Source organism: Hymenobacter siberiensis (assembly GCF_018967845.1).
Lineage (GTDB): Bacteria > Bacteroidota > Bacteroidia > Cytophagales > Hymenobacteraceae > Hymenobacter > Hymenobacter siberiensis.
The window spans coordinates 4,446,604-4,468,406 of sequence record NZ_JAHLZZ010000001.1; the positions used below are offsets into that span (position 1 = coordinate 4,446,604).

General features: G+C 61.2%; 19 protein-coding genes and 1 pseudogene. 8 read left to right on the forward strand and 12 right to left on the reverse strand.

What is annotated here, in order from left to right:
* Nucleotide 1: 1 nt before the first annotated feature.
* From KQ661_RS19455 to KQ661_RS19465, 3 genes are all read left to right on the forward strand, one after another.
* Nucleotides 2-1,321, forward strand: a complete 1,320-nt coding sequence (locus tag KQ661_RS19455; RefSeq protein ID WP_216727803.1) for a family 1 glycosylhydrolase — start codon at nucleotides 2-4, stop codon at nucleotides 1,319-1,321.
* Between the two features lie 71 nt (nucleotides 1,322-1,392).
* Nucleotides 1,393-2,136 carry an SDR family NAD(P)-dependent oxidoreductase gene (locus KQ661_RS19460; protein ID WP_216690094.1) on the forward strand — a complete coding sequence of 248 codons (744 nt, stop codon included), beginning with the start codon at nucleotides 1,393-1,395 and terminating at the stop codon, nucleotides 2,134-2,136.
* Between the two features lie 61 nt (nucleotides 2,137-2,197).
* The gene (locus KQ661_RS19465) at nucleotides 2,198-2,977 is read left to right on the forward strand and encodes a DUF4197 domain-containing protein (protein ID WP_216727804.1); all 780 of its coding nucleotides are present in this window, start codon (nucleotides 2,198-2,200) and stop codon (nucleotides 2,975-2,977) included.
* Between the two features lie 124 nt (nucleotides 2,978-3,101).
* Here KQ661_RS19465 and KQ661_RS23160 read toward each other — a convergent pair.
* Nucleotides 3,102-3,826, reverse strand: a pseudogene (locus KQ661_RS23160) (IS5 family transposase); the annotation flags it as partial.
* Nucleotides 3,827-3,989: 163 nt separating this feature from the next.
* Between KQ661_RS23160 and KQ661_RS19475 the strand changes: the two are divergent.
* Nucleotides 3,990-4,460 carry a MaoC family dehydratase gene (locus KQ661_RS19475; RefSeq protein WP_216727805.1) on the forward strand — a complete coding sequence of 157 codons (471 nt, stop codon included), beginning with the start codon at nucleotides 3,990-3,992 and terminating at the stop codon, nucleotides 4,458-4,460.
* Nucleotides 4,461-4,579: 119 nt separating this feature from the next.
* On the forward strand, nucleotides 4,580-6,622 hold the full coding sequence (locus KQ661_RS19480; RefSeq protein WP_216727806.1) for a S9 family peptidase: 2,043 nt from the start codon (nucleotides 4,580-4,582) through the stop codon (nucleotides 6,620-6,622).
* Nucleotides 6,623-6,676: 54 nt separating this feature from the next.
* Here KQ661_RS19480 and KQ661_RS19485 read toward each other — a convergent pair whose 3' ends face one another.
* The 3 genes from KQ661_RS19485 to KQ661_RS19495 form a co-directional block, all read right to left on the reverse strand.
* A complete protein-coding gene (locus KQ661_RS19485) occupies nucleotides 6,677-7,072 on the reverse strand; it encodes a DUF779 domain-containing protein (protein ID WP_216690097.1) in 396 nt (131 codons plus the stop codon).
* Nucleotides 7,073-7,137: 65 nt separating this feature from the next.
* Nucleotides 7,138-7,320 (reverse strand): hypothetical protein, encoded by a 183-nt coding sequence (locus KQ661_RS19490; RefSeq protein ID WP_216690098.1) that lies wholly within the window; start codon nucleotides 7,318-7,320, stop codon nucleotides 7,138-7,140.
* Nucleotides 7,321-7,695: 375 nt separating this feature from the next.
* Nucleotides 7,696-9,225 (reverse strand): aldehyde dehydrogenase family protein, encoded by a 1,530-nt coding sequence (locus tag KQ661_RS19495; RefSeq protein WP_216690099.1) that lies wholly within the window; start codon nucleotides 9,223-9,225, stop codon nucleotides 7,696-7,698.
* 164 nt (nucleotides 9,226-9,389) lie between these two features.
* Here KQ661_RS19495 and KQ661_RS19500 point away from each other — a divergent pair, with 164 nt between their 5' ends.
* Nucleotides 9,390-10,319 (forward strand): helix-turn-helix transcriptional regulator, encoded by a 930-nt coding sequence (locus KQ661_RS19500; RefSeq protein ID WP_216690100.1) that lies wholly within the window; start codon nucleotides 9,390-9,392, stop codon nucleotides 10,317-10,319.
* 87 nt (nucleotides 10,320-10,406) lie between these two features.
* Here the strand turns inward: KQ661_RS19500 and KQ661_RS19505 are convergent, their stop codons facing one another.
* Together KQ661_RS19505 and KQ661_RS19510 are read right to left on the reverse strand one after the other, a co-directional pair.
* Nucleotides 10,407-11,333 (reverse strand): bestrophin family protein, encoded by a 927-nt coding sequence (locus KQ661_RS19505; protein WP_216727807.1) that lies wholly within the window; start codon nucleotides 11,331-11,333, stop codon nucleotides 10,407-10,409.
* A gap of 41 nt (nucleotides 11,334-11,374) precedes the next feature.
* Entirely contained in the window at nucleotides 11,375-11,890 is a 516-nt protein-coding gene (locus KQ661_RS19510; RefSeq protein WP_216690102.1) for a GreA/GreB family elongation factor, read from the reverse strand.
* A 121-nt stretch (nucleotides 11,891-12,011) separates the two neighbouring features.
* Between KQ661_RS19510 and KQ661_RS19515 the strand changes: the two genes are divergently transcribed.
* Nucleotides 12,012-13,265 (forward strand): MFS transporter, encoded by a 1,254-nt coding sequence (locus KQ661_RS19515; protein WP_216690103.1) that lies wholly within the window; start codon nucleotides 12,012-12,014, stop codon nucleotides 13,263-13,265.
* Here the strand turns inward: KQ661_RS19515 and rfbD are convergent.
* The 5 genes from rfbD to KQ661_RS19540 form a co-directional block, all read right to left on the reverse strand.
* Nucleotides 13,262-14,128, reverse strand: coding sequence for a dTDP-4-dehydrorhamnose reductase (gene rfbD / locus KQ661_RS19520; RefSeq protein ID WP_216727808.1), 867 nt, complete (start codon nucleotides 14,126-14,128; stop codon nucleotides 13,262-13,264). The two genes, KQ661_RS19515 and rfbD, sit on opposite strands and share 4 nt — an antisense overlap.
* Before the next feature lie 120 nt (nucleotides 14,129-14,248).
* Nucleotides 14,249-15,181: a TIGR03915 family putative DNA repair protein gene (locus tag KQ661_RS19525; protein WP_216727809.1), complete on the reverse strand. Its 933-nt coding sequence runs from the start codon at nucleotides 15,179-15,181 to the stop codon at nucleotides 14,249-14,251.
* A 106-nt stretch (nucleotides 15,182-15,287) separates the two neighbouring features.
* Nucleotides 15,288-16,634 (reverse strand): Ig-like domain-containing protein, encoded by a 1,347-nt coding sequence (locus tag KQ661_RS19530; RefSeq protein ID WP_216727810.1) that lies wholly within the window; start codon nucleotides 16,632-16,634, stop codon nucleotides 15,288-15,290.
* A gap of 589 nt (nucleotides 16,635-17,223) precedes the next feature.
* The gene (locus tag KQ661_RS19535) at nucleotides 17,224-17,499 is read right to left on the reverse strand and encodes a hypothetical protein (RefSeq protein WP_216690107.1); all 276 of its coding nucleotides are present in this window, start codon (nucleotides 17,497-17,499) and stop codon (nucleotides 17,224-17,226) included.
* A gap of 7 nt (nucleotides 17,500-17,506) precedes the next feature.
* Nucleotides 17,507-18,775 carry a putative DNA modification/repair radical SAM protein gene (locus KQ661_RS19540; RefSeq protein WP_216727811.1) on the reverse strand — a complete coding sequence of 423 codons (1,269 nt, stop codon included), beginning with the start codon at nucleotides 18,773-18,775 and terminating at the stop codon, nucleotides 17,507-17,509.
* Nucleotides 18,776-19,216: 441 nt separating this feature from the next.
* On the opposite strand from KQ661_RS19540, the gene KQ661_RS19545 reads away from it, so the two are divergent.
* Entirely contained in the window at nucleotides 19,217-21,148 is a 1,932-nt protein-coding gene (locus KQ661_RS19545) for a BamA/TamA family outer membrane protein (protein ID WP_216727812.1), read from the forward strand.
* A gap of 53 nt (nucleotides 21,149-21,201) precedes the next feature.
* Here the strand turns inward: KQ661_RS19545 and KQ661_RS19550 are convergent, their stop codons facing one another.
* Nucleotides 21,202-21,654 (reverse strand): energy transducer TonB, encoded by a 453-nt coding sequence (locus KQ661_RS19550; protein WP_216690110.1) that lies wholly within the window; start codon nucleotides 21,652-21,654, stop codon nucleotides 21,202-21,204.
* Between the last annotated feature and the right edge of the window lie 149 nt (nucleotides 21,655-21,803).

Consider the following 21,803-nt stretch of genomic DNA (forward strand, 5'->3'; position numbering starts at 1 on the left):
CATGGTTCCTCAGTTCCTTTTCGCCACCGGCATCGAAAACAGCAACCCCACCATCCAGAACGGCCGGCACCGCGTGGATGAGCTGGAAAAATGCAACCACTACAAGCTCTGGCAGAAGGATTTCGACCTCGTCGATGAGCTGGGCATCAAGTTCCTGCGCTATGGGCCGCCCATTCACACCACGTTTCTGGGGCCGGGCAAGTACGACTGGAGCTTTGCCGATGTGACGTTTCAGGACCTGTTGCGGCGCAACATCTCGCCCATCGTGGACCTGTGCCATTTCGGCGTGCCCGACTGGATTGGCAACTTCCAGAACCCCGATTTTCCGGTGCTGTTTGCGCAGTATGCCAAAGCGTTTGCCCAGCGGTTTCCGTGGGTGCAGCTCTACACGCCGGTGAACGAGATGTACATCTGCGCCGTGTTTTCGGCCCGCTACGGCTGGTGGAACGAGCAGCTGACCGGCGATAAGTCCTTCGTGACGGCCCTTAAATACATCGTGAAGGCCAACGTACTGGCTATGAGCGCCATATTAGAAGCGCGACCCGATGCTATTTTCATCCAGAGCGAGTCGTCGGAATATTTCCACGCCGAAAATCCGGCCGCCATCGGCCCGGCCGAAACCATGAACTCCGAGCGGTTTCTGTCGCTGGATTTGAACTACGGCCGCCGCGTGAATTCGAGCATGTACGAATTCCTGACGGACAACGGCATGACCCGCGAAGAGTATCACTTCTTCCTGAAAAACAAGATGAAGCACCATTGCATAATGGGCAACGACTACTACCACACCAACGAGCACCGCGTGGCGGCCGATGGCAGCACCCGCGCCTCGGGCGAGATTTTTGGCTACCACGTCATCACCACACAGTACCACGACCGCTACCGCCTGCCCGTGATGCACACCGAAACCAACATCTGGCAGGGTCCCAACGGCGACGAGGCCGTGAACTGGCTCTGGAAAGAGTGGGCCAACGTGCTGCGCGTGCGCAACGACGGCGTGCCCATGGTGGGCTTCACCTGGTACTCCCTCACCGACCAGGTGGACTGGGACACCGCCCTGCGCGAAAACAACGGCCGCCTGAACCCCGTGGGTCTCTACGACCTCGACCGCAACATCCGGCCCGTGGGCACGGCCTACAAGCACCTCATCGCCGACTGGCGCCAGGTGCTGCCTGCCCAAAGCGTGTGCCTGCAAGTGCCCATCGTGATGCCCCAGGCCAGCAACGCCGCCTGGGCCCGGGAGCAAAAAGCCAACGCGAAAGCCGACACCGCCGATAACTCCACCAAACCGGCCAATCCCACTACTACTGATGCCGCGTAAAATACTGTCATGCAGAGCGTAGCGAAGCATGACGTTCTTCTTTCCTAAATCTCCTCCTTCCCCCCTCTCCCATGCCCCTTCGCTTCCAGGATAAAGTCGTTCTCATTACCGGCGGTGCCAGCGGCATCGGCCTGGCAACGGCCCGGCGTTTCGCCTCCGAAGGGGCCCGCGTGGTACTCGCCGATTACAACCAGGCCAACCTCGATGCCGCCGTGCCCGAGGTGCAGGCCGCCGGCGCGCCCGAGGTGCTGGCCAGCCTCTGCAACGTGGCCGTGGAGGCCCAGGTAGAAGCCACCGTGGCCGCTACGTTGGCCCGGTTCGGCCGCCTCGATGCGGTGGTGAACAACGCCGGCCTCATGCAGTTCAAAGCCCTGGAGGAGCTGACCGGCGACGATTGGCTGCGCATTCTGAACGTGGACTTGCTGGGCGCGTTCTACTTCACCAAGCAGGCTTTTCTGCACATGAAGCCCGGCGGCAGCATTGTGAACGTGTCCAGCATTCACGCCATCGAAACCAGTCCGCTGGTGGCCCCTTATGCGGCGGCGAAGGCGGCCATGCTGTCGCTCACCCGCTCGTCGGCTCTCGAAGGCAAGCCGAAGGGCATCCGCACCAACGTCGTGCTGCCCGGCGCCATCGACACGCCCATGCTCTGGGAGAATCCGAACGTAAAATCCGGCGTCGAAATCATTGACAAAACCGACGTGGGCAAGCCCGAAGACGTGGCCGCCATCATCGCCTACCTCGCTTCGGATGATGCCGTCTTTGTGCAGGGAGCCGAAGTGCGCGTAGACGGCGGCCGGCTCAACCGGCTTTAGCATCCGGCACGGCCCTTGTACTGCGCCCATTGCCGGGCTGTTCCGCCGTGGCGCTCCTCCTATGAAAACCTTCACTCTCGCGGCCCTGCTGCTGCTTTCGGTTAGTTCTCTCAATGCTTCGGCCCAGTTCCGCCTGCCCAATCTGGGCGGCATCAAGCTGCCCGGGGGCATCAAACTGCCGGGCAGCACCTCGGGCACCACCAGCTCCACGGGCAGCAGCAGCATTGCCGGCCTCAGCAACGCCGACGCGGCCAATGGCCTCAAGGAGGCGCTGCTGCAAGGCATCAGCAAAGGGGCCGACCAAGCCTCCCAGACCGATGGCTTCTACCTCAACCGCCTCATCCGTATTCCTTTCCCACCCGATGCCCAGCGCGTGGCCACCACGCTGCGCAGCATTGGCCTGGGCAGCCAGGTCGATAAGTTCGAGCTGAGCCTGAACCGGGGCGCGGAGGACGCGGCCAAAAGCGCCAAGCCCATTTTCATCTCGGCCATCAAAAGCCTCACGTTTTCCGACGTCTGGAATATCCTGACCGGCCAGAAGGACGCCGCCACGCAGTTCCTGAAGCGCACTACCTCGACGCAGCTGGTTTCGGCCTTCTCGCCCATCATGCAGAAAAGCCTCGACCAGGTGGGAGCCACGCGCTACTACACCCAGCTGGCCGGCAGCTACAACCAGCTGCCCCTGGTGCAGAAAGTGGAGCCCGATTTGAACCAGTACGCCACCGGCAAAGCCGTGGATGGCCTGTTCACGCTCATCGCCCAGGAAGAAGCCAACATCCGCGAAAATCCCGTGGCCCGCACTACTGAGCTCCTGCGCCGCGTGTTTGGCAGCCGCAGCTAGACGAGGCTGGTACGCCCCGGTCTGACCGCCCTAGGCGGTCAGACCGGTTGTTGTAACACGATTTCGTTCCCTCTTCAACCGGTCAGACCGCCTAGAGCGTGAGGACAATCAAAGATTTATCTATTTACCTAAGCCAATCTAGCGTAGCACCAATATGCCAAAAGGCGAGGAAGGAAACGGCGGTTTTTTCGTAGCGGGTGGCTAGGCGGCGGTATTGCTTGAGGCGGCCAAAAAAGCGCTCGACTTTGTTGCGGTCGCGGTAGGTTTCTTCGTCCATTGCCAAGGGTTCTACCCGGTTAGGATGGCTGGGAATGACGGCTTCGATGCCCTTTTCGGTGCAATAGGCGCGGGTCGCGTCGCTGTCGTAAGCCGTGTCGGCCAGCACTTTGCCCGGCTGCAGGTCCGCCAGCAAGGGCAGCGCCTGCGGGCTGTCGCCCGCCTGGCCTTCGGTCGCAATCAGCCGCACGGCGTTGCCCAGCGACTCCACGCAGGCGTGAATTTTGGTGCCGATGCCCCCGCGGCTGCGTCCGAGGCACTCGGTGGCGGCGGTACTTTTTTTTGGCCTGCTGAATGCTGGTGCGCCCGCACGACGGTCGAATCGAGCATGACCCAGTCCAGTTCGGGGGCTTGCAGGGCCTGGAAGGCCCGCTCCCAAACCCCTTTGGTCGCCATACGCCGGAAGCGCTTGCACACGGTGTTGAATTTGCCGAAGCGTTCGGGTAGGTCGGCCCACGGGCAGCCGGTGCGCATTATCCACACGACCGCGTTGAAAAACAAGCGGTTGTCTTTGCCCGTTACCCCGCAATCAGTGGCTTTGCCCGACAAAAGGGGGCTCACCGCCAGCCATTGAGCATCGCTAATCTCATGTCTTCGCATAAATAATTTCTTCGTTATAAACGATTGCCAAAGCAAAGGTAATTGTCCTCACGCTCTAGGGCGGTCAGACCGGGGAACCAAACCAGTGGCGTATGTTTACGGCCCTTTATCCGTAATCATTCGCCACTTTTCTTTTATGTCCATCCTTACCATTGGCAGTCTTGCCGAACTCGAAGCGCATACCAGCCAGGAGCTGGGCGTGTCCGAATACCACACCATCACGCAGGCCCAAATCGACCAGTTTGCCGCCGCCACACTCGATTTTCAGTGGATTCATACCGATGCCGAGCGCGCTGCGGTAGAGTCGCCCTTTAAGGCCACCATTGCCCACGGCTATCTCACGGTAGCGCTGCTGCCCTACTTGTGGCAGCAAATTGTGACCATCGAGAACCTGAAAATGCAGGTGAATTACGAAATTGAAAGCCTGCGCTTCAACCAGGCCGTGACCGTGAACAGCACCGTGCGCCTGCACGCCAAGCTGCTGTCGGTGGCCAACCTGCGCGGCATTGCCAAAACCCGCATCGAAGTTTCGCTGGAAATTGAGGGCGTGAAAAAGCAGGCGTATACCGGCGTAATTACGTTCCTATACCACTTTCAGGAGCAATAGAAATATAGAATACCTGCGCTTATTTAGGCGACAGGCAGGAATGACCGGGCAGCTCACGCTGTCCGGTCATTTTTTTGGTTAAATTGGTCGAAATATTCATCTTTTTTCTGCGAATGCTTATGAAACATCTCCTTTTGGGTTTGGGCCTGCTGCTGGCTTTGGCCACTCCGCAAGCCAGCGTGGCCCAAACCGCCAAAACGGGCAGCCAGCCCCCGCTCATCGACCGCGAGCTGCTGTTCGGTGACCCCGAAATTTCGGGGGCGCAACTCTCGCCCGACGGCAAGTTTCTGTCCTTCATCCGGCCCTACAACGGCACCCGCAACATCTGGGTGAAGGGCCTGAACGAGCCCTTCGACAAGGCCCGACCCATGACCAACGACCAGGCTCGCCCGGTGCGCAGCTACTTCTGGAGCCGCAACGGCAAGTACCTGCTTTACAGCCAGGACAAAGCCGGCGACGAGAATTTCAACATCTACGCTGTGAACCCGGCGGAGGCCCTGCCCGCTGGCCAGGCCGTGCCCACCGCCCGCGACCTCACCGGCCTGAAGGGCGTGCGGGTGCAGATTGTCAACGCACCCCTCACCGACCCCAATACCTTGTATATCGGCCTGAATGACCGCGACAAGGCCTGGCACGACCTCTACAAGCTGAACCTGACCACCGGCGAGAAAACCCTGATGCGCCAGAACAACGACCGCATCGGCGACTGGGTGTTCGACTGGAACGACCAGCTGCGCCTGGCGGCCCGCTCGAACCCCGACGGCAGCACCGAGTGGCTGCGCGTGGAAGGCGAGCAAATGACGCCCTTCTACAAGACCACGATTGACGAACAGAGCGCCGTGGAAGGCTTCGCCAAAGACAACCAGCACGTATACCTGGCCACCAATAAAGGCTCGCGTAACCTGGCCGAAATCGTGCTCCTCGACCCCGCTACCGGCCAGGAACAGCCCTACCAGACCGACCCGCTGAAACGCGTGGACGTGGGCGGCCTCACTATCTCGGAAAAAACGCATGAGCCAGTGTACGTAAGCTTCGAGGACGACCGGATGCGCCGCGTATGGAAGGACAAGAGCTTTGAGCAGGATTTTGCCGCCGTAAGCCGGCGGCTGCCGGGCCTGGATGTGCAGCCCATATCGCACACCACCGACGAGCGGCTGTGGCTGCTCGCGGCCAGCTCGGCCACCCAGCCCAGCGTGTCCTACTTATTTGACCGCCAGACCAAGCAGCTCAGCAAGCAGTACGAAACCCGTCCCAAGCTGCACCCCGCCGACCTGGCCGACATGAAAGTGGTGCGCTACAAGTCGTCGGACGGCCTCGAAATTCCGGCTTACCTGACCCTGCCCAAGGGCGTGGCGGCCCAAAACCTGCCCGTCATCATTCTGCCCCACGGCGGGCCCTGGGGGCGCGATGTCTACGGCTTCAACACCATGGCCCAGTTTCTGGCCAACCGGGGCTACGCCGTGCTCTCACCCAACTTCCGGGCCAGCACCGGCTACGGCAAGCAATTTCTGAACGCCGGCAATGGCGAGTGGGGCCGCAAAATGCAGGACGACCTGACCTGGGGCGTGAAGTACCTGGTGGCACAGGGCATTGCCGACCCCAAGCGCGTGGGCATCATGGGCGGCTCGTATGGCGGCTATGCCACGCTGGCCGGCGTGGCCTTCACCCCCGATTTGTACAGCGCCGCCGTGGCCATCGTGGCCCCATCCAACCTCACCACGCTGCTCAACGCCATTCCGCCCTACTGGGAGGCCGGCCGCAAGCAGATGTACGCCCGCATGGCCGACCCCGGCACTGCCGAAGGCCGGGCGGCTCTCGACCGCATGTCGCCGCTGGGCTCGGCCAATAAAATCAAAACCCCGCTCATGGTGGTGCAGGGCGCCAACGACCCCCGCGTGAACAAGGCCGAGGCCGACCAGATTGTGGTAGCCCTGCGCGACCGCAACTACCCCGTGCAGTACCTGCTGGCCCCCGACGAAGGCCACGGCTTCGCCCGCCCCGTGAACAACATGGCCATGTTTGCAGCCTCCGAGAAGTTTCTGGCCGGCCACTTGCACGGCCGCTACCAGGAAAGTATGAGCCCCGCCGTGGCCAAGCGCCTGGAGGAAATCACGGTTGACCCCAAAACGGTGCAGTTGGTGACGAAGACGAACGTGAAGTAGAACGAGTAGCGGCTGTCATGCTTCACTGCGTTCAGCATGACAGCCGCTACTCGTTTACACCGCCATTTCCGGGTATTCATCACCGGCAAATACCGGGGCCATATCCTTTTCCTCGTCCTCGGTAAATAGCCGCGAGCGAATCAGAAACCGCACGCCCAGCGGGATTTCCAGCGAGAAGCTGGCGCCCCGGCCCTTCACTACATCCACCGTGAGCTGGGTGTGTTTCCAATACTCGAACTGGCTGGCGCTCATAAAAAAGTCGCAGCCGTAGATGCGGCCCAGCCAGGTATCGTTGCCGCCCACCCGAAACTCGCCCTTGGCAAAGCACATGGGCGAGGAGCCGTCGCAGCACCCGCCGCTCTGGTGGAACATGAGCGGGCCGTGCTCGTCGCGGAGCAGGTCGATGGTGGCTTCGGCGGCGGCGGTGACGAGGACGCGGGGGGTGGGCATAGTTGTGAGGTAAGCTTTAGCTTGCCGTATAATCAGGCCAGCCAAAAATGATTGCCGGAACTGCTCTAGCGACGGCGAAAAATGTACGTATTGCCGGTCCGCTCCTCACGCACCGCGACTGACTTATCAGGAGCTATGGTGCAGGAGCCGGGGCGGCTCAGCCACTCGTAAGCGAGCTGGCGGGTACCATCCCACCATTGGTGGCGGTTGTCGGCGCGGGCAATGCTGCGCTGGGCAGCATTGGGCATGCGGTCAATACCGGGTTGGATATCCGATGGCTCAACGTTGGGCCGGGATTCTGTTTTTTACAGCTTCCAGTCCGGATTTTTGGCTCCCGGAACCGGTAGTATCTGTGCCTGAGATGAGAAACCGCACAGCAGGACAGAACTTAGCAAAAGGCTTTTCATGGTCGTGGTGCTTATTGCTGCTAATGAAGACGCAGTTCCAAGGCAAAAGATGCGTAGCGACACGGGTGGCTGCTTAAAATAGAACGTCATGCCGGGCTTCTTTCCGCAGCTTTACCGGCCCCGGGGGCGCGGTAGAGATGCTTCGGCAAGCTCAGCATGACGTTCTGTTTTTCATTTTACGGCCCTGCGGTGCCAGCTAACGCTTACCGCACTGCGCTAGAAAAAGCCCAGCGCCTTCTCGCTGTAGCTGATGAGCATGTTCTTGTTCTGGCGGTAGTGGGCCAGCATCATCTTGTGGTTTTCGCGGCCGAAACCGGAGGCTTTGTAGCCGCCGAAGGGCGCACCGGCGGGGTAGTCGTGGTAGCAGTTCACCCACACGCGGCCGGCCTGGATGGCGCGGGGCACCTCGTACAGCTCATGCGCATCACGAGTCCACACGCCGGCCCCGAGGCCGTAGAGCGTATCGTTGGCAATTTCGATGGCTTCTTCCACCGTTTTGAAGGTGGTGACGGACACCACCGGGCCGAAGATTTCCTCCTGGAAAATACGCATCTTGTTGTGGCCCCGAAACATGGTGGGCTGAATGTAGTAGCCCTCGCCCAGCGCGCCGTCGGCCTGCGAGTAGGCCTCGCCGCCCACCAGCACTTCGGCACCTTCGGCCTTGCCGATTTCGAGGTAGCTCAGGATTTTCTCGAACTGGTCGTTCGAGGCCTGCGCGCCCATCATCGTGGTCATGTCCATCGGGTTGCCCAGCTTGATGGCCTTCACGCGCTCGATTACGCGGGCAATAAAGTCGTCGTAGATGTCCTCCTGCACAAGTATCCGCGATGGGCAGGTGCAGATTTCGCCCTGATTCAGGGCAAACATCACAGCCCCTTCGATGGCTTTATCGAGGAAGTCGTCGTCGTGGTCCATCACGCTCTTGAAGAATACGTTGGGCGACTTGCCGCCCAGCTCCATCGTCACCGGAATGAGGTTTTCGGCGGCATACTGCATGATGAGGCGGCCGGTGGTCGTCTCGCCCGTGAAGCTGGCCTTGTTGATGCGCGGCGACGAGGCCAGCGGCTTGCCGGCTTCCAAGCCGAAGCCGTTCACCACGTTAATCACGCCCGGAGGCACCAGGTCCTGAATCAGTTCCATGAGCACCATGATGCTGGCGGGGGTTTGCTCGGCGGGCTTCATCACCACGGTGCAGCCGGCGGCAATGGCGGGGGCCAGCTTCCAGGTAGCCATCAGCAGCGGGAAGTTCCAGGGAATAATCTGACCAATAACGCCCAGCGGCTCTTGAATATTGAGCGACAGCGTGGTGCTGTTCAGCTCGGTGGCGCTGCCTTCCTCGGCCCGAATCACACTGGCGAAGTACCGGAAGTGGTCGATGACCAGCGGCATGTCGGCATAGGTGGTTTCGCGAATGGCCTTGCCATTCTCGACGCATTCCACGGCGGCGAGCATGGCCAGGTTCTCCTCGATGCGGTTGGCAATTTTGTTGAGGATGTTGCTGCGCTCGGTGGCCGAGGTTTTGCCCCAGGTTTTGAAGGCTTCGTGCGCGGCATCGAGGGCTAAGTCAATGTCTTCCTTGGTACTGCGGGCCACTTTGGTGAAGACTTTGCCGTCGATGGGCGAGGAATTTTCGAAGTACTGGCCTTTCACCGGAGCCACCCATTTGCCACCGATGAAGTTGTCGTAGTGCGATTTGAACTTGGGGCGTTCCACCAAGGTGGTGGTTTCTTCTAAGGTTTCAGCCATGACGTTGTTGGATGGGAATGAGTTGAACGGGAGATGTTGTAAAGGTCTGCTTTTAACCAGCGGCCGGGTTGTGGTATTATCGCAAAGAGTGCCGAAATTGTCGCAACTTGCTCTGCCATCTCCGTATTAGGAGTGTGTACTCCCTCACCACAGCCATTTCCGCTATGCCAGCCCGCGTTCATTTGCCTGCCGCCGTTGCCCCGCTCGCGCTGGAGCAGCTGCATTACTTAGTCGAAAACCGGACAGTATATAGCCTGGAAGGGTTCGAGCTCAATGTGTTCGAAACGCACCGTGCCGCCTACCGCGTGCCCCTGCGCCTCGATGGCCTAGCCCTGACCACCATGCTGCGCGGCCGGAAAGTAATGCACCTGCCCGGCCGCGCCGCCTTCGACTACCTGCCCGGCGAGTCGGTGGTAGTGGACAAAGACGAGCTGATGGAAATCGACTTCCCCGATGCCTGCCTGTGCAAGCCCACCCAATGCCTGGCCGTGGCCATCGCGCCCGATACCATCCGCCACACCGTCGATTTGCTGAACGAGCGATATCCCAAGGCCGAATCTCACCAGCCCTGGGCCATAGAAGGCCCCGAGTACGCCCACCTCACCAACACCCCCGAACTGACCGACACGCTGGGCCGCCTGGTAGCCGTGTCGCGCACTTCTGATGTAAATAAAGACGTGCTAGCCGGCTTCACGCTCCAGGAATTGCTGGTGCGCCTGATGCAGACGCAGGCCCGCCAGCTCATTTTCCACGACTATGCCCGGCACCTTAATACGCACCGCTTTGCCGCCGTGGTGGGCTACATTAAAGACCATCTTTCGGAGAGCCTGACCATCGATAAGCTCAGCGCACTGGCCTGCATGAGCAAGGCCACCTTCTTCCGGGTCTTCAAGCGCGAGTTCGGCATTACGCCGGTTGAGTACATTATTCGGGAGCGGCTGGGCGAAGCCAAGCGGCTGCTGCGCCACCCACTGGCCAGCGTGGCGGAGGTGTGCCTGCGGGCGGGTTTCAATAATCTGTCGTACTTCCAGTCGCTGTTTAAGAAGTACGAGGGCATGACGCCGGGGGCGTATAAGAAGCAGCTGGTAGCATAGCTGAACGTACCGTGGACTCTGCGAGTCCGCGCGGTTGAACGGCCTATCGCCTCCCACACGCGCGGACTCGCAGAGTCCACGGTACAGTTAAAACACCACGCTATATGGCAGGTCGGCTAGCTCGCGCACTTCTTTATCCAACTCTACCCGCATGATTTCGTGCACGTTGGCCCGGATGCGGTTGGAAATCTGGGTGAGCGGCAAGTCGTTGCTGTCCTTGCCAAAGGGGTCTTCAATCTCGTCGCCAATCATCTCTACACCTAGCAGCGCGTAAGCTCCGAACATGGTGATAGGCACCGTGAGCCACTGGTAGGTATCCAGCAGGTTGAAGGGCATTATCAGGATGAATACCGTAATGAAGCCCTTGATAAAGAAGCTGTAGGAGAACGGAATGGGCGTGCCCTTGATGCGCTCGCAGACGCCGGCCACGTCGAGCAGGGTTTCGTGGTGGCGCTGGAAGGTGATAAGGTGCTCGGGCAGGATGACGCCCTGGCGCAGCAGGTGCTCGAAAAACTCCTGAATAAGGGCGGCAATGCGACTGGGGACGTGGTCGATGGCACGCAGCTGGTCGACGTGGCCCGGGGTTGCATCTTCCAGCTTCTCGAAGCGCACGCCTCTGCGCAGGTGACCATCGAGGGCAATGGGGAAATTGGAGAGCAGGCGGGCAAAGTAGGTACGGGTAGCCATGTCATCGGCCGGCAGGCGGGCATTGACGAGCACGGCCAAGTTGCGGCAGTTGTTCACGAGCTCGCCCCACACGCGGCGGCCCTCATAAAATCGGTCGTACGCCGTGTTGGTCCGGAAGACCATCAGCAAGCTGAGCATGATGCCCAGGAAGGTAAAAAACTCTTTGTCGATAACCGTATTCAGGCGCTCAAATTCGGCGGCACCAGCCGTTATTACGGTGGCATAGATACCCACGAAGAACACCCGTTTCAGCAGTTGGCGAATTACATCAGAAGCGCTCAGATGCCGCAGCGCATCCAACCAGTCGGTCGATTTATATATAATCATAAGGCTGTTAGAGACCGGCCACATGGCCGGACGAGTTAAAATTACGAATCAGCATAGCGGATGTCCGCCACCTCCACTAATTCCTCCTTGGGTCCCAGCTTAAAGGACACGGTCTGGCCCAGCCTTGCGCCCTGCAAGGCCCGGGCAATAGGAGCCACAAACGCCACTTTGCCGCTGGCAATCTCGGCTTCGTCCACCCCCACGATGGCCAGCGTGCGCTCCGCTCCGGTTCCGCTGGTGCGCAGCGTGACCGTGGCTCCGAAGCGCACCTCTTTGGGCGGCTGGCCGGCGGGTTCCACCACCCGAGCGCTGCCGATGCGCTCCAGCAGCAGGGCCAGCCGGCCGTTGTAGAGGGAGAGGCGATGGGTGCGGTCGGTATCGTTGTCGTGGTTGGCTTCGGCCTGGGTGCGCTCGGCTTCCAGGATAGCCAGCTCACTGCGGAGCAGCGCCAAGCCGGCGGGCGTAACGTAGTTGGGCGTGCCCGGCGGCAGGGCCGCCCGGGGCGGAATAATGGGCGGCGTCTGCGCGTCGTCTTCCTTGGTAAATCCTCGGCTCATGCTGGGCAAACGCAGGAGCGGCGGGCAGGTTGCGCGGGTGCGGTGCAACTATCGGGGCCGGTTGGCAGTTACCCAACGCTATTTCGCCGCCATCCTATCCCGATTCGTTCGCGCTATTTAAATGTCAGAATTGCTTATCGAACCCGCCCCTGCGGCAGTTTCGCCTCCCCTACCCCTCCGCCGGCTCGACGGGGCCCTCGTCTGGCTCATGGCCATCACCTGCGGGCTGGTGGTGGCCAATATTTACTACAACCAACCGCTACTGGCCGCCATCGGCCGCACCTTTCACCTCTCCGACAGCAGCGCCAGCCTGGTGGCCACGGCCACGCAGGTGGGCTACACGCTGGGCATGCTGTTTGTGGTGCCGCTGGGCGACATGCTGGAGCGCAAGCGTCTGATAATGATTATGCTGCTGGGCGCGGCAGCCTGCCTGGGACTGGCAGCGTTTGCGCCCAGCTTTGCGCTGCTGGCGGGGGCCAGCATCCTGTTGGGCATCTGCTCGGCGGTGCCGCAGCTGCTGCTGCCCATGGCCGCCCACCTGGCCCCCGAGGCCGACCGGGGCCGCATCGTGGGCCGCATCATGAGCGGGCTGCTGATTGGCATTCTGGCCTCGCGCACGCTCAGTGGCTACGTGGGCGCGCACCTGGGCTGGCGGGCCATGTTTGAGATAGCGGCCGGGCTGATGCTGGCCCTGCTGGGCCTGCTGGCCTGGCGGCTGCCCCGCGACCAGCCAAATTTCGCGGGCTCCTACGGCTCGCTGATGAAGTCGCTGCTGACCCTGACGAGTACCCTGCCGGCCCTGCGCCGCTCGGCGCTGGTGGGCGGGCTGCTGTTTGCGGCCTTCAGCGTATTCTGGACCACACTCACGTTTTTTCTGGAAGGCCCGGCCTACCAGTACGGCAGCGATGTAGTCGGCTTTTTTGGGCTGATTGGGGCAATGGGGGCCTTAGCCGCGCCGCTGGCCGGCAAAGTAGCCGACACGCGCGGGCCGGACTTCACCATCGGCGTGGGTATTCTGCTGGCACTGGCCGCCTACGTGCTGATGGGCCTCACCGGCTTTCACCTGGCCGGGCTGGTGCTCGGCGTCATTCTGCTGGATGTGGGCGTGCAATCGGTCCACATCTCCAACCAGACCAAGGTGTTCTCCCTGGTGCCCGAGGCGCGCAGCCGCCTCAACACGGTGTACATGACCGGCTACTTCACGGGCGGCTCGCTCGGCTCGGTGGCCGGCGGGCTGGCCTGGATGCACGGCGGCTGGGCCGGCGTGTGTGTGCTGGGTGGGGCATTTACCTGCGCAGCCTATTTGGCCAGCCGCTACTACGGGCGCGACTCAGCCGCTACTTCGGTAACTGACGCTCAGCAAACTATAGCTTAAAATCCCGCTGCCGCAAGCCGCTCCACGCAGGTTTTCAGGCTCTCGCGCCAGTGCGGGATGGCTACGCCCAGTTGGGTCTTAATCTTAGTCTTGTCCATCACCGAAAACGGCGGACGGGTGGCCTTGGTAGGGTATTCGGCGGTGCGGATGGGCGTAGTTTTCACCTCAATTGCACTGAGCTCAAAAATGGCCGTGGCGAAATCGTACCACGAAGTCAGGCCCTCGTTGCTGTAGTGGTAGAGTCCGTAGGCCTTGCTGCGGCTCTCGATGAGGCCGAGGATGACACCGGCCAGGTCGATGGCGTAGGTGGGCGTGCCCACCTGGTCCCAAATCACGCGTAGCTCGTCGCGCTCGCGGCCCAGCTTCTGCATGGTTTTCACGAAATTGCCGGCAAATTCCGAGTACAGCCAGCTGGTGCGCAGCGTGAAGTATTGCTCGGTGAGGGTCGGAATCACCTGCTCGCCCTCGAGCTTGGTGAGGCCGTAGATGCCCAGCGGCGCGGTTTCATCGGTTTCGAGCAGGGGCTCGTTGCCCGCGCCGGCAAACACGAAATCAGTGGAAATCTGAATGAGCACGGTGCCGTGCTCCGCGCAGAGACGAGCCAGGTTTTCCACGCCGTCGCGGTTGATGCGGCGGGCCAGGTCTACCTCATCCTCGGCCTTGTCCACGGCCGTGTAGGCGGCGCAGTTGATGACGTAGGCCGGGCGTTGCTCGGCAAATAGCGTGGCCAGGCCCTCGGGGTTGAGGATGTTGGCCTGCGCCTCGGCCAAAAACAGCAGGCCCGTTGTGCCACGCTCGCGGGCTACGTGCGCCAGGCACTGCCCCAATTGCCCGGAGGCTCCAAAAACCAGTGTCGTACTCATGGCTAATACTCGGATTAGCCCGCAAGTTAGGCCCAGCCACCTTGTAGCACATGCTTTCGCTTATGCGGCGCTGAACGATATTCGGCACAATGCATAAGCTAACGCATGTGCTACAAGACCTTACCCCGCTGGCGGCAGTAGCTTCTGACCCGCCGACACCTCCTTGCCCACAATCACCTGCTTGTTTTTAATGGGCTCGAAGCGCTGCTCACGGGGCTGCTTTTCACTGAGGTATTTCCAGTAGCGCAGCGGCATGTGGCGGCGGTGCAGCTTCAGGTTTTTACGTTCGGGGATATTAACGTGGTCGAAATACGTCTGCCAAAGGTGCTTGAATAACGGCTCTCGCTCATCAAGCACAGTAGCGGAGATGTCGGTTGATTTCTGCCCCGTGGGATTTTCAAACTGCACAATGTCGGTGCGCGTGAGGTCATAGTACAGCCCGTAGTGGCGGCGGCGGTCATAAATCAGCCAGCGCTGGTCGGCGTAGCGCTTGGTGAAGTGCGCGGCGATGAGCGGCAGCACGTCCATATCGGGCTCAATGGTGGCGTGGAACAGCTCGTCGCTGGTTTTCTCGAAGCGCACGAAGGCCTCCATGCGATGCTTCTCGCGAAACATCATCTGGGCCAGGCGCTGCACGCGGCGCACGTCGGCGTTGGCGTAGTTCTCGGCCACATCAACCGGCGAGCTCAGGGCCAAATCCACATACCTGAAAATCAGCAGCTCCCGCTCCGCATCTTCGCTCAAAAACACGTGGTAGAGGCGGGCGCGGGCCTCGGCACTCATCGTTTTCAGCAATCCTTCCCACACGCGGGCGGCGCGGGTTTCGTCGGTTTCGCGGTGGGCAGGCTGCGCAAACAGGCCACTCTGGGCCGTGGCTTCGGGCTGAATGCTGTTGGGCGGCGACTTGCTTTCGTAGATGCTGAACAGCACCGTGAGCAGGCCCTCGAAGGTGCCGTCGTAGGTGTAGTCCAGCGGCGGGGTGGTGAGCGTGGGGGCCGAGCGGCGGCGGGCGGCGGCTCCCACCAACGACGCCGGGCGACGAATCGGTTTCATACAAGCAAATCAACGTGGCGAATAAGTACCGGTTACGCACGCCAGCCCCGCTGGTTCGGGGTGCTGACCGGGACGGCTAGCGCCATGGTCAGCACCCCGACCAACCTTAGCGGCTCACCACCAGGCGCGCCGTGGCAACGCCGTAGCTGGTTTGCAGCTTCACCAGGTAAATGCCATCAGCCAGGTCTTCAGTGCTGAGCGGCAGCGCTAACGCCTTGCCAGCCTCGGCAGTACCCACTCCGATGGTTTTCACCCGTGCCCCGCGCAGGTCGTAAAGCGTTGCCACGAAGGCGGAGGCCGGCCCCGGCGCAGAGGTGAGCACGGCGTGGCCCGAAGCCGGATTAGGCGAGATGCTCAGAGCCGTTGTGAGGGACGCGGGCTGAGTGGCGGTGGCCGTGGCCGTACGGCAGCTGGTGCCTACGGTGTAGATATGCGGGTCGGCAAGGGAGGTTTGCTGGGCGCCCCCCGGGCCGATTTCGTAAGTGAAATACACGCTCGTAACGGTGCCGCTGGCAATGGCTTTGCTAAAGGTGAAGTCGCCGGCTGCGTTCTTAACCATGGTATAGCCAGGGTATGCCCCTATCGAGCCTTCGCGGATGAACACAATGGCCAGGTTGCCGCCCGCCGTGGCTCCGCGCGGATGGAACGTGAAAGTCACGTTGCCGCCGGTCGTCACGGCTGAGTAGGAATAATCGGGCCGGGTGGAGCAGTAGCCGTCCGGGCTTTGCACCAGAATGGCTACCGGGGCCGAAGTCGTGCTGGCATTGCCGTTGTCGGTGGCTTTGGCCGTAAGTGAGTAGGCATCGCCGGGCACGCCCGTCCAGGTGTAGGTATAGGGAGCCGTCAGGGCCTGCCCCAGCAGCGTAGTGCCCTGATAGAATTCTACTTTCGCAATGGTACCATCCGAATCGGTGGCATTGGCGGTGAGGGTGATGGTGGCCGGTGCGGCAAAAACCGCCGAAGCCGCGGGTGCGGTGAGGCTAACCGTGGGCGGCACGTTGCTCGACGATACGGCGCACACCGTGCCTACGGTGTAACTGTGCGGCGTGGCGGCAGTATTGCGCTGTGGGCCGCCGGGCCCCACCTCGTAGGTGAAGTACAGGCTCGTAACCACGCCCCCCGCAACGGCTTTGCTGAAGGTGAAGTCGCCGGCCGCATTTTTCGTCATCGTGTAGCCCGGGTAAGCCCCCGCAGGGCCCTCGCGGAGGTAGATAATGGCCAGATTGCCGCCCGCCGTGGCTCCCAAGGGGTGAAACGTAAAGTTCACATTCGGCCCCACCGTTTCGGCCAGCACAGCGTAGTCGGGCGTGGTGAAGCAGTAATCAACCAGCACGTCTGCGGGCCGGGCCAGAGCCGAAGCCGTTCCTCCCAGTGTGCTCAACAGCGCCAGCCACAGCAGCAAAAGCAGGCGGCAAATCGGCAAATCCAAGATAGAGTAGTTGTCTTTTTTCATGGGGATTTTGGGAAAAGTGGTAAGAGAAATAATTGTTGGAAGCCAAAAAAAGGACGGCCCCGGGCATGCGTTAGGGCAATGGAGCAGGTCAGGTGGGGGTTTCAGCCGCCTGCATCGGGTATCAGTCCTGCAGATAATCTTGTGCGTGCGGCGTAAGCAACTGCCTGCGAGCAGCCGCCTTTAGCGGCTGCGTATAGTTGCTCCCTGCCGCACTCAACCGCATTAATGGCAAGCGCCGCCCGTGTGCAATAAGCGTATAGGCACAGTCGAAAACTGCGTTTTTGCCCTATCAACTGCTGTATTAAGGTAGGCAAAAGTCTCTTATGCTGCCGAACCCAGCGCCCTTTTGCCCAAGGCAACCTGGGTGGACTCGCTCGATTTGCTACCCCATCACCACAAAGCCGGGCCGCCCGGCAACGACTTGCTACCGGATGAGCAAACCACTGCCGGACGCCCCGGCTCCCTTCAATTCTGCATACAAGCTGCGGCCGCTGGGCCGTCGCCAAACTACGTAAGTTCAGCAGCGCCCAAACGCCCGGCGCAGCCACAAGGCCACGCAGCAAGCGCCCCCCCCCTGGGTGCGCCGGCCTTACGCCGCCTGCTGGCGCTGCTCGCCCTGACGGCGGGCTTCGTGGCGGGCGCGGGCCTCATCGTGCAGCTGGCGCACCAGCGGCATCAGCTCGCTGAGGCGGCAGCAGCACGAGAGGCGGTCTACTTTGTCGGATTGCGGCAGCACGGCGGGCCGCGGCTGGGCTTGACGATGAATGACTTTCATGACAGAAAAGAGAATGTCGTGCTGCACGCCGCCCAGGTGGCCGGGGTGCAGCAGCGCGGTGGAAGATTCAGCGTTGAAGTCAGCTTGCATGACGGAATCAGGAGGCTTGGGCGAATAAGTCGAGCTGCTGCGTCACGAGGGCCGAGCGCACCGAGCCGGCCCCGAACAGAATCTGGCGGCGCACCTGCTGCTCGGTCAGCTCGCCGATGACGGGCTGGTGCTCGCCCCGGCAGGTGAGGAAATACTTGGCGCGCTTCAGCACCACGCCCAGCTGGCGCAGGGTTTCCATATCGAGCGTGGCGAAGCGGCGGGCCGCGATGATGCGCTTGGCCGAGCGCGCGCCCACGCCGGGAATGCGCAGTATCATCTCATAGTCGGCCACGTTCACATCGACGGGAAATACGTGGCGGTTGCGCAGGGCCCAGGCCAGCTTGGGGTCAATTTCGAGGTCGAGGTGCGGGTGGGCGGGGTCGAGAATTTCATCGGCCTGGAAGCCGTAGAAGCGCATCAACCAGTCGGTCTGGTACAGGCGGTGCTCCCGGATAACGGGCGGCTGCGTGACCTGCGGCAGGCGGGCATCGTCCGTGACCGGGATATAGCCGGAATAGTACACCCGCTTCAAGCCGTAGCCCTTATACAGGCTGTCGGTCAGCTTGATAATCTGCAAGTCCGTCTCGGGACTGGCCCCCACAATGAGCTGCGTGCTTTGGCCGGCAGTGGCGAAGGTGGGCACTTTCCTGAACAGCGCTTTTTCCTCCTTGTTCTGGATGATGCCGTCCCGAATCTGGCCCATCGGGGTCAGGATTTCGGCATAATTCTTTTCCGGGGCCAGCGTGGTCAGCGCCAACTCCGAGGGCAGCTCGATGTTCACGCTGAGGCGGTCGGCGTAGAGGCCGGCTTCGGCAATGAGCTCAGGCGAGGCGCCGGGAATGGTTTTGACGTGGATGTAGCCGTTGAACTTGTGCTCCGTGCGCAGCTTTTTCACGATGCGCACGAGGCGCTCCATGGTGTAGTCGGGGCTGGAGAAAATGCCGGAGCTCAAGAACAGGCCCTCGATGTAGTTGCGGCGATAGAAGTTAATGGTGAGGTCCACCACTTCATCCACGGTGAAGGCGGCGCGTTTCACGTCGTTCGAGCGGCGCGACACGCAGTAGGCGCAATCGAAAATGCAGTGATTGGTGAGCAGAATCTTGAGCAGGCTCACGCAACGGCCGTCCTCGGTGTAGCTGTGGCAGATGCCCATGCCCTCGGCATTACCGAGGCCTTTGCCCTCGTTTTTACGCTTGCCGCCGCTGCTGCTGCACGAGGCATCGTACTTGGCCGCGTCGGCTAATATGCTTAGTTTCTCCTGAATGCGCTCGTTCATGCGGCGGGATATTGCTTTCGGCCTTAAAATTACGAATCAGCGCCCAAATAGACACTACGATTTAAGCTAATTTTATTGGAAATATTTTCTTTTCCTGGCAAAATATACGTGGTCGCTGAGTCGTGATTTTTAGTAAACCTCAACCGCCGTTTGGCGTGGCGCACACGCTGGCCGCAGTTTGGCCGTGCGCGCTGGCCGCAGTTTAGCGCGCAGCGCGTAACTGCGTGCCACACCGTGAAGCGAGTTTGCAACTCGCTGCCGCGAAGCGGCAAATCCTTCGTCGGCTTTAATGGCGAGTTGCAAACTCGCATTACCCATCGGCCAGCAGTTACGCGCTACGCGCTAAACTGCGGCCAGCCGGATTTAGCACCCAACCACCGGCCAATCCCGTAGACGGCCGCGCCCGTCTCCTTTTCGTAATTTGCGGCGTTGCGTTCCTACATGAATTTCCGCAGTCCTGTCCTGCTTGTGTTTTTACTGCTGGGCCTACTGGCCGGGCCGGCGCGCGCGCAGACGTTTGACCCGCGCTCGGCCGTGCCACCCGACTCATTGAAGGCGAAGCTGGAAATCCTGCCCCAACGGCCCGACTCCCTGCGCCAGCGCTTCGATGAGCAGCGGCTGCTGAACCGCTTACAGGCCTATTCGCGCCGCAAAACCATTGCGGGCCGGGCGGCGTCGGCCCTGTTCAACTTCACGCGGCGCCAGGAGGAGCAGGCCGGCCTCGATGCCGTGCTGCTGGACCGGCAGTTCGACCGCCACAACTTCAAAATCGTGCGGCGCATCAACATCCGCACGCTCGATGCCTTTGGCTACAACCTTTCGGACTCGGCCCGGGTGCCGCGCACCGTGGTTGAGAAGGCCGGCAATGCGCTGCACATCAAAACGTCCCGTTCGCGCATCCGGCAGGTGCTGCTGTTTCGGTCGGGCCAGGCGCTGGAGCCCCAGGCCCTAGCCGAATCGGAGCGCCTGCTGCGCCAGACGCCCGAAATCCTGGATGCCCGCGTGCTGGTAAACGAGCGCACCACTACCCAGGATAGTGTTGATATTGAGGTGTTTACTAAGGACGTATTCAGCATCACGGCCGGCGTGGAGGTGGGCACGGCCACGTCGGGCGTCATCACGGCTGGCGACGACAACTTCCTGGGCCAGGGCCACCAGCTGGCCAACTCCTATAGCTACGGCCGCAACCTCCCCCAGACCTGGGCCTACCAAGGCAGCTACACGGCCCCGTTCCGGCACTTTTTCTTCGCGCAGGCCCGCTACCGCAACGAAAACAACTACCGCTCGGGCGGGGTGTCGCTCACCCGCGACTTTTATTCGCTCAGCACGCGCTACGCCGGAGCGCTCAGCTTCAATGCCTACGACCAGAACGTGGGCCTGCAGGCCCCGCCCGCTGGGCAGCAATACGTACTATACCCCCTACGTAATTATGTGCAGGATGCCTGGATAGGCCGCGCCCTACGCCTGCGCTCCTACGACCTGGGCTACGAAAACCCGGGGCGCATCATCGTGGCGGCCCGCGTCATCAACACCAACTTCACCGTTACCCCCCAACCCACCGACGCTCCGCCGCCGGACTACCACAACGGTACGCTGCTGCTGGGCACGGTGGGCTACTCGGTGCGGCGCTATTACAAGGCCCGGTATCTATTTGGCTTTGGCCGCACCGAGGACGTGCCCACAGGCACGCTGCTAAGCTTCACGGCGGGCTACGATGTGAACAGTGTGCTGCCGCGCCGCTACTTCAACGCGCGCATTGCGGCCGCCAGCTTCAGCGCCAGCGGCAGCTACCTCTATGGAGCCGTCGACTTTGGGTCGTTTCAGACCGTGAACCAGCCCCGCGTGTGGCAGCAGGGCCTGCTGGGCACCGAACTCACGGCCTTCACCAGGCTCTACCACATAGGCAACTGGCAGTACCGGCACTTCCTCAGCAGCCGGGGCACCATCGGGCTGAACCGCAACCCCGGCGACCTGCTTAAGGGCATCACCAACGACCGGGGCCTGCGCGGGTTTTCGCCGGGGCAGCCCATCATTGCCACCAGCCGCTTCGTGGTGAACTACGAAACCACGCTTTTCACGCCGCTTTCGCTCCTGGGCTTTCGGCTGGCCGGCATTGCCTTCGCCGACGCGGCCTGGGTGGGCGACCAGCCCCGGGGCGGCACGCCCTTCAACAATTCGCCCTACACGGCCTTTGGCCTGGGCCTGCGCTTTCGCAACGAGTTCACGGCCCTGCGCACGTTTCAGCTGCTCATCGGCTATTACCCGCGCGGCCTGGCCACGCCCAACGGCATCAAAATGTTTGAGTCGACCCGCGAAACGGTTACGTTCAACGATTTCGGCCTCGGGCCGCCCGGCACGGCACCCTATCAGTAAATTGATAAACAAGTAAGTTTAAAAATTTACTCAGTTACTCATTTACCAATTACCTATCGCTCTGTGTTGAAGGAGATGGGCACGGTGCAGGCCACGCGCACGGGCTGGCCGTTGGAGCGGGCGGGCTCCCAGGCCGGCATCAGCCACACCAGGCGCAGAGCTTCGTCGTTGAGGCCGCTGCCGGGGCCACTCACCACGTGGGCATCCTGCACCCGGCCCTGGGCACTGAGGATGAAGTTGACCATTACGCGTCCCGATACCCGCCGTTGCAACGCCTGCTGCGGGTAGTGAATATTTTTGCTGAGGTAGGCCCCAAAGGCCTTATCACCGCCCACAAACTGCGGACGCACCTCCGGGTTGATGAACACCGAATCGGGCTTGATGGCCGCCGGGGCCAAGGGGCTGGTATTGGCAGCCGGGTTGGGGCCGGTTTGCGCCAGGCTCTGGCCGGTGGCCAGCAAGCCCAGCAGGCCAACACCCGATAGAAAGCGTAAAGAATTCAGCATGTTGCGAGGGAATAAAGAGTAGAGGATAAACGCCAGGCCAGAAAGGCTAGCAACAAACTAATCTACGAAAGTTTTACCGGAATTGGCTTTTGTAAATAAAATAAATGCGCTGGCAGGCATAATTAAAAACTTAAAAAAGGCATTCCCGG